The organism is Streptomyces sp. S6 (assembly GCF_054880855.1).
The window spans coordinates 1-11,935 of record NZ_JBTYMC010000026.1 but is presented as its reverse complement, the minus strand read 5'-3'; the positions used below and the strand labels follow the sequence as shown (position 1 = coordinate 11,935).

Here is an 11,935-nt window from a genome sequence, read left to right as displayed (position 1 = left end):
CGGTTCACCGCCGCCACAACGCCACCCTGCCGTCCGCCCCCGCCGTCGCCACCAGCCGCGCGTCCGCACTGAACGCGACCGATCTGGCGGGGAGCCGGGCAGGGCTGCCGAGGTGACGGGGACGGTCCGGATGGGTGACGTCCCAGAGCCGGACGACCTCGTCCCTGCCGATCACCGCGAGGAGCGTGGCGTCCGGGCTGAACGCGACGGCCCGGGGCAGCCGGGCCCCGGTGTTCAACGGCCGTCCCCTCGGGGTGGGTTCGTAGTTCCGGGAGAGGTCCCAGAGCTGCACGTTCCCCAAGTCGTCAGCCAGAGCGAGGGTGTTGCCGTCCGGCGAGAACTGCGCGGCGTGCGCGCCCTCCGCGAAACTCGCCGTCGTCATGAAGCTCTCACGGGCGACGCCGTCCGTCGCGGCGGCCTCCTGAAGAACCGTCAGATTCCGGGAGCGCCGGACCACCAGATCGAGGCTCTCGGTGCGTTTGCGCAACGCCTTCACGTCCCTGACCTCAGGAGCGAACTCCAGCCGGGTGAGCACCCCCAACCCGGCCTCCCAGGTGATCAGTTGCTCGTCCGAGGCGGCGAACACCGTCCGGCCGTCCGCGTCGACCCCCAGCGCCGACACCGCGCCCACGTCCGCCATGCGCGAGACGTGCACCCTGACCGGCCGCGCGGCGTCCGCCACGTCCCACGCCTCCACCCCGCCTCCGCCGACCGCGACCAGCCGGCGCCGGTCCGCCGGGGAGAACACCACACCCTCCGCCCCGACTTGAAGCCGCAGCACCCCGACCTCCGCCCACCGCTCCCGCACCGCAGGGCGCCTTGAGGGGGAGCCGTCGGCCCAGGGCGCCGGGAGCACGCCCTGCGCCGCTGCCGTGGTGAGACAGGTGAGGACGAGGGCGAGGGTGGTGAGGAGGCCGGGGAGCCAGTGGGGGTTCGGGCGTACGGGTGGGGGGAGTCGGCGGGGGCGGCCGTGCGTGTGCGTGTCTCCCGGCTCCGCTGGCGGTGTCCGTACCTGTCTCACCAACCCGCCGTCAGTGCGCGGCACTTGACCTCCCGGTCTCGGCGGTCTTGCGAAGCGCGGGGAAGGCGGGATCCACGGCCGGGGGAGCGGAGAGATTCAGCACCTCGGAGACACCGCTTCCCAGCGGTCCCCGGAGCGCGGCTTGCAAGCCAGTCACAGGAGGAACGGTAGCGGATTGTGCGTGATTAATTGCACACAGTAAGGAAAGTGCCATCTTCTGCCTCGCTGCCCCACACAGAGATCTTGTGGATACGATTTCCGCAACGGCGAGTTGGGGGCGATCCACGTGGAAGCGTTGATGGGGTTGGCGATCTCGGCGGTCGGTACGGTCGCCTCCGGTGCCTTGTCCGGCGCGGGCGGCGAGACGGGACGGCGGGTCTCCGAACGGCTCCACGGACTGCTCGGCCGAGCCCGGCCCGAGACGGACACCACCCTCCCGGTCACCGCCTCGGCCCGCGCCGACGCCGCCCGCGACCTGCTCGAACTCGCCCGCACCTCGCCGGAGTTCGCCGACGAGGTGAGCGCATGGCTGCGCGAGGTGTCACGGCTCGACCGCCGCACCACCGAGGTCGCCGCCATCCGCCCCCGCATGCTGCCCCCGCTGACCGCCGTGTTCACGGACCGCGACGACGTCGTGGAGTGGATCGAGGCGCTGCCCGGCGAAGCCGACACCGGTGCCCCGGCCGTCGGCGTCCTCACCGGCCCCGGCGGCATAGGCAAGACCGCCGTGGCCGTCCGGGGCGCCCACCGGCTCAGGGACCGCTTTCCCGACGGCGTCCTCTTCGTCGACCTCGCCGGAGACTCCGCCACCACCGCCCTCACCCCCTCCGAAGTCCTCGCCAGCTTCCTCGGAGCACTCGGCGTCACCCCCGACCGGGTACCCGGCGACGAGGCCCGCCAACGCGACCTGTACCGCACCCTGACGGCCGGCCTGCGCCTCCTCGTCGTCCTCGACAACGCGCACGACGACGCCCAGGTCCTGCCGCTGATCCCCGCCTCACCCACCTCGGCTGTCCTCGTCACGAGCCGGCACCGGCTCGGACGGCTCATCGCCCACCACGGCGCCCGCCCCCGCACCGTCGAGCCGCTGTCGACCGAGGACTCGATGCTCCTCCTCACGCGTACGGTGGGAAGAGCCGCCCCGGAAGCGGACGTCCGCGCGGTCGCCGAGGGCACCGGCGGCTACCCGCTCGCGGTGTGCACGACCGGCGCCGGACTCGCCACCCGCACCCACCTGAGCTGGGCACGGGTGGCCCAGGAACTACGACGGCCCGAGGAAGAAGGCGCAGCGATGACCAGCGACCCCGTACGCCTCGCCCACGACGTCTCCTACCGCGAACTCCCCCCGGAAGACGCCGCGTTCTACCGCGCCCTCGGCTCCTGGGCCTGGCCCGCCCTCACCGTCCCCCTCGCCGCGCACGCCGCCGGAGTGACCGAGGACCAGGCCCGCACCCGGCTCGAACACCTCGCCCACGTCCACCTGTTGACCGAGATCGAGGAAGAGCGCTACCGCTTCCACGACGCCGCCCGCGCACACGCACGGGAGTTGGCCCTCGCCGAGGACGGCCACAGCCGAACGGCCGCGTCGGCAAGGCGAGTCGCCGTGGCGCTCCTCAAGTCCACGGCGAGCGCCGACTTTCGGGTGATGCCGCTGCGGTGGCGGGTCGGGGCCGCCTACCGAGGGTTCACGCAGAACGACCAACCCGGCGACAGCAAGCGGGCGTTGGAGGAGCTGAGCCGGGAGCGGGAGAACATCGCCGCCGCGATCCGGGCCGCCGCGCACCACGGATTCGACGACCTCGTCTGGCAGTTGTGCGAGGCGACCTGGAGCCTCCACCTGCGGCTCGGGTTCCACGCGCAGTGGATCGACACCCACCTCCTGGGCGTCGAGGCCGCACGCCGCCAGGCCGAGGAGTTCGGCGAGCCTCGTGCGCTCGGCCGGATGCTGGTCCAACTCGCCTTCGCGTACATGGGAGTCGGGAGGGCCGCCGACGCCGAGGAAGCGCTCGCCGAGGCCGTCGCCGCCGACCGCGCCTGCGGCCACCACCGGGGTGAGGCCAGCGCCGTGGAGACGGCCGGACTGCTCCAACTCCGCCTCTGGCACTGGGGAGAGGCCGCCCGCCGCTTCCAGGAGGCCCGCGCGATCTGGGAACGCGTCTCCGAAGGCGACGACGGCCGGCGGGACAAGGAGCGCGCCATCGCCCTCCTCGACCTGCACACCGGACGCGCGGAGACCGGCGCGGGCGACTCCGCCGCCGCCCTCGCACGGCTCAACGGCGCCCTCGTGGCGTTCCGTTCACTCGGCGACACCCACAACCAGGGCCGCGTCTACATGTGCCTCGGCGAACTGCACCGCAGCACCGGGGACCTCGAACAGGCCCTCGTCTGCCTCGACAAGGCCGTCGACATCATGACGGCCGAGGGCGCCGGGCCCCAGCGCGCCGACGCGATCGAGGTACGCGCGGACGTGTACCGGCGTGCGGGGCGGTCCGCCGAGGAAGCGGCCGACCTGGCGGTCGCCGGCGAGTGCTACGAGGAGAACAGGGACTCGGCGGGGGTGGAGCGGGTGCGGGAGCGGCTGGCCGAACTGGAGGCGTGAGCCGCCGGAGTTCAGTTCAGGGGTGAGGGCGTGACGGTGACCCGGTGCGCCCGAGCGCCCGTCCACACCGTCAACTCCCCGGGCATGCCGCCCCCTTCGGACAGCCATGCGTACAACGCCGACGCGTACGCCGCCGGATCGCACAGATCGACCCTGCCGTCCGGCTCCGGTGCCGCCGTCAGCCGTACGACCGTCCCCTCCCGGGTCCCTGCCACACACCGGTCCGGGCCGTCCACGTAGACCGCCATCCCGCAGTACGGATACCGCGCGAGCGTCTCCGCCGTCCACGCGGCAGGCGGGCCGAGGCGCGGGTCGTCCGCGTCGGCGCGGCGTACGACGATGTCGGCGAGCGTCAGCCGGCCGCTCTCGCGGGTCTCCTCGTCGACGACCGTGTGGGCGGCGTCGGCGGTGACGTGGGGGTCGGGGGAGTCGCCGGTCACGGCGTGCCGAGTGACCTCGACCGTCGGGCGGCCGGTGTCCGGGCGGTGGGTGAACACGCGCACCGGGGCCGTGAGTTGAACCGGGGTGTGCGGTGGGAGGGGGAGGGGGTCGAGGAGGGCGGGGCGCGCGTACGGTTCGGGAAGGTCCAACAGGCCGTAGAACAGGCGCCGAAGGAGGGCGGCCGACTCGCCGGGCGACGAACTCGTCTGGTCCGCGAGGTCCTTGTAACGGGCGGGGTCGTGTTCGGCGATCGTCCGGTCGATCTGGGCGCGCAGGCCGGTGTGCCGGGTGAGATGCGGGGCCGTGCGGCCGAGGGCGGCGACCGGGGAGTCCGGGGCCAGGTCCTGCTGCGGGAAGGCGCCGAGGAGCACGGGGACGCCGATGGACGCCGCGTAGTACGTGACGCTGGAGTGGTCGCCGAGGACGCAGTCCGCCGCGATCAGGGCCTGCCGCCAGCCTTCGAGGGGGTCGGCGAGGTGCAGGCCCGCCCGGCAGGCGTCGTCCAGCCAGGCCCTGAGCTGGCCTCGGCCGTGACCGTGCCAGATGTTCGGGTGCAGCACCGCCACCGCGCGGTACTCGTCCGTCGGGAGCTCCGCCGGGAGGCGGGACAGCAGCCAGGGGAGGAGATCGTCGTCCGCCCGCGCGTCGCCGCCGAACAGGGAGCGGGGCCCCCACGTCGAGCTGACCACGACCAGCTTCTGTCCGGGAGTCACCCCCAACGCCCGCCGGAATCGGTTCCGTTGGGGGAGGGCCGCGAGGATCCGGTCGTAACAGGGGTCCCCGGCCAGAGCCGCCGTCTCCGCCGCCTGCGGCACCGACTCCCTGAGCCTGTCCAGCTGTTCGGGATGCGACAACACGGTCGCCGTCGCCAGAGGACGCCCGTCCTCACGCAACAGCCAGTCGGACGAGAGGCCGAACACCGGCGCCTGCCCTGACCGTTCCGGCGTTCCGGCGTTCCGGCGTTCCGGCGTTCCGGCGTTCCGGCGTTCCGGCGTTCCGGCGTTCCGGCGTTCCGGCGTGGCTAGCCTCTTATTATATCCGACTCCGTGGGAGAGTATGACCAACTTCGCCTGGATATCGCCCAGTTCACCCCCATAACTGGCCGACACCGCCAGATCGAACTCCTCCCCCTTCGCCTGCTCCCAAGGCACCACCGGCACCCCCACCCCCGCCAACAACTCGGGCACCCCGGCGAGAAACGGCGAAGACCCCGTGCAGGTCGCGAACAACTGCACCCGCACATCGCTGTGGAACAGGGGCAGCACGTCCAACAGCCGTGTCGCGGAAGTGACGTTGTGGACGACGAGGAGGACGCGCCGACACCCCGTCCGCGTCACCCACCGCTCCGCGTCCACCCCCACGGGCACCCGCAACCAGCCCACCCCACCGCCCCCTCGACACTCGCACGCCGCCCGCTGTTCGGCGGGAGATCATCCGATGCTATCGGGCGGTTTCGGTTCCCTCGGCTTGCGGGGCCGGGACCAGGAGCCGTGCGGCCGTCGGCGGGACTGTTCGAGGAGGGCGGCGTCGAACTCGGCCCGGGTGGGGCCGGGTCGGGGGGTGGGTTCGAGGACGACGTCCGGCAGCGTCCAGGGAGCAGCCGAACTCCAGCCGATGACAGGCATGACGGCGTCGTGGACGGCGGCGAACCGCTCGCCGACGAGAGCCGGCATGCGATACGCCCGTCCCCTCACGTAGTGCGGCAGGTCGAGGCGCCAGAACCAAGTCCCGTCCGTGACAGGGGAGGAGCAGCCCCGGGACTGCCGGTGGGGCAGGCCGGTGAGGGGGTCGTCCACGGACTCCATGACGTCGATCAGGATGTGCCCGGCGTCCAGGCAGCGGACGCGGGGTTCTCGACCGTGCGGGCGAGGATGCCGAGGGTCGCGCGCAGGGCGGACTCCTGGAGGATCGGGAAGATACCGGCCTCGCGGTACCGCTCGTGGATCTGGCTCCAGTCGTAGTACGAGGTCACGAGCGTGCCGGTGGCGGTGGGACGCAGGAGGTACCCGTACCGGTGGTCGATGTCCGGCTTGAGGCCGGGGGAGACGGGGGTCCACTCGATCAGCGCGTCCTCGTCGTACGCGGTGATCACCACCGTCACGTCGTACCGCCCGAGCGGACGGTCGCCCAGCGCCTCCCGGTCCATGTGGACGACGAAGGAGTCCCCCGCCTTCGACACCCGCTCCCCGTCGGCGGACTGGAGCATGCCGGAGCTGTCGATGGCGACATGGCCCCGCGGATCGGTGAGGACGGCGAACACGCGGGCCGGCGGCGCGGCTATCTCGCGGGCCACCTCGAAGCGCTCGTCGGACATGGGGTTCCCTCGTTTCTGCAAGGCGTTACTACCGGTTCTCCCGGGACCACCGGTTCCCCCGGGGTCGCCGGAATCCTATGCTCCGCCCCCCTCCAGCCCCGCGACGGTCCCGGCCACGGGCCGGGGTGGCAGGATCTTGCCGACAGTTCCGCACGAGGAGGCGCCGTGGACGACCGCTCGAAGCATGACCACTCCGGCTGGGAATCGGTCGTGCTCGCGGCTCGGGAGCGTGCCCGCTCGCGGCAGGCACTCATGGTCGAGCGCTTCGGCCTGTCGGGGGACGTGCAGTACGACTGGTCGCTGGACGACGCGCGGATCACATGGTCACGCGACGGCAAGGTGTTCCTCACCGGCCGGCTCACCATGATCGGCAGCGTCAGCGTCTCCCAGCAGACCTGGCTGTGGTCCTGGGCCAACGCGTCGCTCCCGCACGCCGCCGTGGGCGACATGGAAAGAGTGCGGCAGTTCGGCGAGGAGAACGACTACCCCGTCCTCCCCTGGCCAGGCTTCACCCACACCCCCGAACTCGTCGCCGAGGCCCGGACGGTCGCGGCCTCCGTCCTCGACGCCGACGGACTGTGGACGGAGTCGACGGACGATGTACAACTCCACTTCATAATCCACGACCTGTCCCTCACCGCCGAACGACAGTGACGGCCGCACGGATCCCCAGCTGGCAGCCGTAGCCCGCCGATCGGCAAACTGAGTCCCTGCCGGGGTTCTTTCAGCACTCGATGATATTGACCGCCAACCCACCCCGCGCAGTCTCCTTGTACTTCACGCTCATATCCGCCCCCGTCTCCTTCATGGTCTTGATGACCTTGTCCAGAGACACCTTGTGCGACCCGTCCCCCCGCATGGCCATCCGCGCCGCGGTGACCGCCTTCACCGCGGCCATCCCGTTCCGCTCGATGCAGGGGATCTGGACGAGCCCGCCGACGGGGTCGCAGGTGAGGCCGAGGTTGTGTTCCATCCCGATCTCGGCGGCGTTCTCGACCTGTTCGGGGGATCCGCCGAGGACTTCCGCGAGGGCGCCTGCGGCCATGGAGCAGGCGGAGCCGACCTCGCCCTGGCAGCCGACCTCGGCGCCGGAGATGGAGGCGTTCTCCTTGAAGAGCATGCCGATGGCGCCGGCGGCCAGCAGGAAGCGGACCACGCCGTCCTCGTCGGCGCCGGGGACGAAGTTGATGTAGTAGTGCAGGACGGCCGGAATGATCCCGGCGGCGCCGTTCGTGGGGGCGGTCACCACTCGCCCGCCCGCCGCGTTCTCCTCGTTCACGGCCATGGCGTACAGCGTGATCCACTCCATGGAGCGGGCCAACGGATCGCCCTCGGCCCGGAGTTGACGGGCCGTCATGGAGGCGCGACGGCGAACGCGCAGGCCCCCGGGGAGAATTCCCTCCCGGGACAGACCCCGCGACACGCACGCCTGCATGACGTGCCAGATGTCGAGGAGCCCGGCCCGGATCTCGTCCTCGGTGCGCCAGGCCCGCTCGTTCTCCAGCATCAGGGAGGAGATGGACAGCCCCGTCTCCCGGGCGAGCCGCAGGAGTTCGTCCCCGGTGCGGAAGGGGTACTTGAGGGCCGTGTCGTCGAGCTTGATGCGATCCGCGCCGACGGCTTCCTCGTCGACGACGAACCCGCCGCCCACGGAGTAGTACGTCCGGCACAACAGCTCGGCGCCCTCGGCGTCGTACGCCCAGATCGTCATCCCGTTGGCGTGGTACTCAAGTGCCTTGCGCCGGTGCAGGATCAGATCGTCGTCGAAGGAGAACGGGATCTCCCGCTCGCCCAACAGCCGCAGGGTTCCTGACGACTTGATGGCCTCGACGCGTTCGTCCGCGTGCTCCACGTCGACCGTGCGCGGCGAGTTCCCCTCCAGGCCGAGGAGGACGGCCTTCGGGGTGCCGTGCCCGTGGCCGGTCGCGCCGAGCGACCCGTACAGCTCCGTACGGACCGACGCGACCGACTCCAGCAGCCCTTCACCCCGCAGCCGCCGGGCGAACATCCCGGCCGCCCGCATCGGTCCGACCGTGTGGGAACTGGAGGGTCCGATGCCGACCGAGAAGAGGTCGAACACAGAGATGGCCACGGGGAACTCCAACCAGAAAGGGCGGGGGCACGCTTCGTCGGGTGCCCCCGCGAGAAGAACTACTTGCTCAGCCCGGGGTACAGCGGGTGCTTGTCGGCCAGCGCCTTGACCCGGATCCGCAGCCCCTCGGCGTCGTACGACGGCTTCAGCGCCTCGGCGATGACGTCCGCGACCTCGGCGAAGTCCTCGGCCGTGAACCCGCGCGTGGCGAGCGCCGGCGTGCCGATGCGCAGCCCGGACGTCACCATCGGCGGACGCGGGTCGTTCGGGACGGCGTTGCGGTTGACGGTGATCCCGACCTCGTGGAGCCGGTCCTCCGCCTGCTGCCCGTCGAGCGCGGACTCCCGCAGGTCGACGAGGATCAGGTGCACGTCGGTCCCACCGGACAGGACGTTGACGCCCGCCTCGCGCGCGTCCGCCGCCGTCAGCCGCTCGGCGAGGATGCGGGCACCCTCCACCGTCCGGCGCTGGCGCTCCTTGAACTCCTCGGAGGCCGCCACCTTGAACGACACGGCCTTCGCGGCGATGACGTGCTCCAGCGGACCGCCCTGGAAGCCGGGGAACACCGAGGAGTTGAGCTTCTTCGCGAACGCCTGCTTCGCGAGGATGATCCCGCCGCGCGGCCCGCCGAGCGTCTTGTGCGTCGTGGACGTGACGACGTCCGCGAACGGCACCGGGTTCGCGTGCAGCCCCGCCGCCACCAGCCCGGCGAAGTGCGCCATGTCGACCCACAGGTACGCCTCGACCGCGTCCGCGATCCGCCGGAACTCCGCGAAGTCCAGCTCACGCGGGTACGCCGACCACCCGGCGATGATCACCTTCGGCCGGTGCTCCAGCGCGAGCCGCTCGACCTCGGCCAGGTCCACGAGACCCGTCTCCGCGTCCACGTGGTAGGCGACCACGTTGAACTGCTTGCCGGAGAAGTTCAGCCGCATGCCGTGCGTGAGGTGACCCCCGTGCGCGAGGTCCAGGCCCAGGATCGTGTCCCCGGGCTGCGCCAGCGCGAACAGCGCGGCCTGGTTCGCGGAGGCACCGGAGTGCGGCTGCACGTTCGCGTACTCCGCGCCGAACAGCTCCTTGACCCGGTCGATCGCGATCTGCTCGGCGACGTCGACGTGCTCGCAGCCCCCGTAGTACCTGCGGCCGGGGTACCCCTCGGCATACTTGTTGGTGAGGACCGAGCCCTGCGCCTCCATGACCGCGAGCGGAGCGAAGTTCTCCGAGGCGATCATCTCCAGGGTCGACTGCTGCCGGTTCAGCTCCGCGTCGACCGCCGCGGCGATCTCCGGGTCCAGCTCGTGCAGGGACGTGTTCAGGACAGACATGGGGACGACTCCTCAGCCGGCGATGAATGCGGTGTACTCGTCGGCGGAGAGCAGGTCGCCCGGCTCGTCCGTGATCCGCACCTTGAAGAGCCAACCACCCTCGAACGGCTCGGAGTTCACCAGCGACGGGTCCTCCGAGACGGCCTCGTTGACCTCGGTGATCTCACCGGACACCGGCGCGTACAGCTCGCTCACCGACTTGGTCGACTCAAGCTCGCCGCAGGACTCGCCCGCCGTCACGGCCGTGCCGACGGCCGGCAGCTCGACGAAGACGACGTCACCGAGGGCGTTCGCCGCGTGCTCGGTGATACCGACCGTCGCCACGCCGTCCACGGCGTCCGACAGCCACTCGTGTTCCTTGCTGTAACGCAGGTCATTGGGGTTGCTCATGGCCTGAATTCTCCTGTACGCGGGGGACTGCTGATGAATGGGGGGCTACGAAAGAGGTACTGCTGAGGGGCTACCGGAGAGTTACTTCTGGCGCTTGTAGAACGGCAGAGCCACGACCTCGTACGGCTCGTGGCTCCCCCGCACGTCCACCCCGACCCCGGCCGTCCCCGGCGCGGCGTACGCGGCGTCGACGTACGCCATCGCGATCGGCTTGCCCAGCGTGGGGGAGGGGGCGCCGGACGTCACCTCGCCGATCACCTCGCCGCCCGCGACGACGGCGTACCCGGCACGCGGCACCCGACGGCCCTCGGCGACCAGCCCGACCAGGATCCGCTCCGGCGTCTGCTGAGCCTTGGAGAGCGCCTCGCGCCCCACGAAGTCGCCCTCCTTGGCGAACTTCACGACCCGCCCGAGCCCGGCGTCGAACGGCGTCAGAGCGGTCGACAGCTCGTGCCCGTACAGCGGCATGCCCGCCTCCAGGCGCAGCGTGTCCCGGCAGGACAGCCCGCAGGGCACCAGTCCGGCCGAGGCACCGGCGGCCAGCAGCGCCTCCCACAGCGCGACCGCGTCGGACGGCTGCACGAACAGCTCGAAGCCGTCCTCACCCGTGTACCCCGTGCGGGCGATCAGCGCGCGTACCCCCGCCACCGTCCCCGGCAGCCCGGCGTAATACTTCAGACCGGCCAGATCCGCGTCCGTCAGCGCCCCGAGGATCCCCGAAGCCTCCGGACCCTGCACGGCCAGCAGCGCGAACCCGTCCCGGTCGTCGCGCACGACCGCGTCGAACCCGGCGGACCGCTCGGTCAAGGCGTCCAGCACGACCTGCGCGTTCGACGCGTTGGCGACGACCATGAACTCGGTCTCGGTGAGCCGGTAGACGATCAGGTCGTCCAGGATGCCGCCGTCCTCCCGGCAGATCATCGTGTAGCGCGCCCGGCCCACGGCGACCGCCGCGAGGTCACCGACCAGGGCGTGGTTCAGCAGGGCGGCGGCCTGCGGTCCGGTGACGGTGATCTCGCCCATGTGCGAGAGGTCGAAGAGGCCCGCGCGGGTGCGGACGGCGGCGTGCTCTTCGCGCTCGGAGCCGTAGCGCAGCGGCATGTCCCAGCCGGCGAAATCGGTCATCGTCGCACCGAGCGAGCGGTGGACGGCGTCGAGGGCGGTACGGCGCGGAGTGGTGGAACTGCTGGTCATCGGACGTTCGTCTCCCAGGGACGGCGGTGAGGAAAGAGCTCTCCGCACGGGCGGAAAGTCCTCCCCATCTGTCATCGGAACCTGAGAGGTTCGCCATGACCCCGGCGGGGAACACGGCTTGCACCTTGGGTGGGACCGCCGAGGCGGCCCGCTTTTCAGATGTGCCTCGCCCACGCGGTAACGGTGCCTGAGAGATTCAAGGGAGGGACTTGCTCCTTCGGCGCCCCAGCGAGACGGCTGCTGAGGACTCTCCCGCGCGGATTCGAACGGCCGGTATGCAGTTGGCGCGGCCATCATCGCACGTCGACCCCGCCGCGCGGCAGGCCGCATCTGTAACCGCCCTGTGCCAGTACGCGCATGAAATCGCGAGACAGGAGCCATTACCTTCTCTTTACTGTCTATGGGGAGACCCGTACCGACGGGGCTGCTCCAAGGGGAGGACGATCAACGGTGAACAGGACCACGGCGTACGCGACGACCTCGGCGCTCGCGCTGCCCGCACAGCCCGGCGCCCCCGCCCGCGAGACCTGCGCCGAACGCCCCGCACCGGTCGTCCGCG

At 71.3% G+C, this 11,935-nt stretch carries 10 protein-coding genes and 2 riboswitches; of the genes, 2 read left to right on the top strand and 8 right to left on the bottom strand.

Going from position 1 to position 11,935, the window contains the following annotated elements:
- Positions 1-4: 4 nt before the first annotated feature.
- Positions 5-1,045 carry a WD40 repeat domain-containing protein gene (locus tag ACVNF4_RS06140; RefSeq protein WP_461801637.1) on the bottom strand — a complete coding sequence of 347 codons (1,041 nt, stop codon included), beginning with the start codon at positions 1,043-1,045 and terminating at the stop codon, positions 5-7.
- Positions 1,046-1,319: 274 nt separating this feature from the next.
- Between ACVNF4_RS06140 and ACVNF4_RS06135 the strand changes: the two genes are divergently transcribed.
- Positions 1,320-3,620 carry an NB-ARC domain-containing protein gene (locus ACVNF4_RS06135; protein ID WP_461801636.1) on the top strand — a complete coding sequence of 767 codons (2,301 nt, stop codon included), beginning with the start codon at positions 1,320-1,322 and terminating at the stop codon, positions 3,618-3,620.
- 11 nt (positions 3,621-3,631) lie between these two features.
- Here ACVNF4_RS06135 and ACVNF4_RS06130 read toward each other — a convergent pair whose 3' ends face one another.
- From ACVNF4_RS06130 to ACVNF4_RS06120, 3 genes are all read right to left on the bottom strand, one after another.
- Positions 3,632-5,428, bottom strand: a complete 1,797-nt coding sequence (locus tag ACVNF4_RS06130) for a hypothetical protein (RefSeq protein WP_461801662.1) — start codon at positions 5,426-5,428, stop codon at positions 3,632-3,634.
- 63 nt (positions 5,429-5,491) lie between these two features.
- Positions 5,492-5,866, bottom strand: coding sequence for a hypothetical protein (locus ACVNF4_RS06125; protein ID WP_461801635.1), 375 nt, complete (start codon positions 5,864-5,866; stop codon positions 5,492-5,494).
- Positions 5,867-5,874: 8 nt separating this feature from the next.
- Complete coding sequence (locus ACVNF4_RS06120; RefSeq protein ID WP_461801634.1) at positions 5,875-6,375, bottom strand: SRPBCC family protein; 501 nt, start codon at positions 6,373-6,375, stop codon at positions 5,875-5,877.
- A 165-nt stretch (positions 6,376-6,540) separates the two neighbouring features.
- Between ACVNF4_RS06120 and ACVNF4_RS06115 the strand changes: the two genes are divergently transcribed.
- Positions 6,541-7,029, top strand: coding sequence for a DUF6882 domain-containing protein (locus ACVNF4_RS06115; protein WP_461801633.1), 489 nt, complete (start codon positions 6,541-6,543; stop codon positions 7,027-7,029).
- A 70-nt stretch (positions 7,030-7,099) separates the two neighbouring features.
- On the opposite strand, the gene ACVNF4_RS06110 is transcribed toward ACVNF4_RS06115, so the two are convergent.
- From ACVNF4_RS06110 to gcvT, 4 genes are all read right to left on the bottom strand, one after another.
- Positions 7,100-8,467, bottom strand: a complete 1,368-nt coding sequence (locus ACVNF4_RS06110) for an L-serine ammonia-lyase (RefSeq protein WP_461801632.1) — start codon at positions 8,465-8,467, stop codon at positions 7,100-7,102.
- A 59-nt stretch (positions 8,468-8,526) separates the two neighbouring features.
- Positions 8,527-9,792 carry a serine hydroxymethyltransferase gene (gene glyA, locus ACVNF4_RS06105; RefSeq protein WP_461801631.1) on the bottom strand — a complete coding sequence of 422 codons (1,266 nt, stop codon included), beginning with the start codon at positions 9,790-9,792 and terminating at the stop codon, positions 8,527-8,529.
- A gap of 12 nt (positions 9,793-9,804) precedes the next feature.
- Positions 9,805-10,182, bottom strand: coding sequence for a glycine cleavage system protein GcvH (gcvH, locus tag ACVNF4_RS06100; protein ID WP_461801630.1), 378 nt, complete (start codon positions 10,180-10,182; stop codon positions 9,805-9,807).
- An 81-nt stretch (positions 10,183-10,263) separates the two neighbouring features.
- Positions 10,264-11,376, bottom strand: coding sequence for a glycine cleavage system aminomethyltransferase GcvT (gene gcvT, locus ACVNF4_RS06095; RefSeq protein ID WP_461801629.1), 1,113 nt, complete (start codon positions 11,374-11,376; stop codon positions 10,264-10,266).
- Between the two features lie 58 nt (positions 11,377-11,434).
- A riboswitch (glycine riboswitch) is annotated at positions 11,435-11,541 on the bottom strand.
- Positions 11,542-11,641: riboswitch (glycine riboswitch) on the bottom strand.
- Positions 11,642-11,935 lie beyond the last annotated feature (294 nt).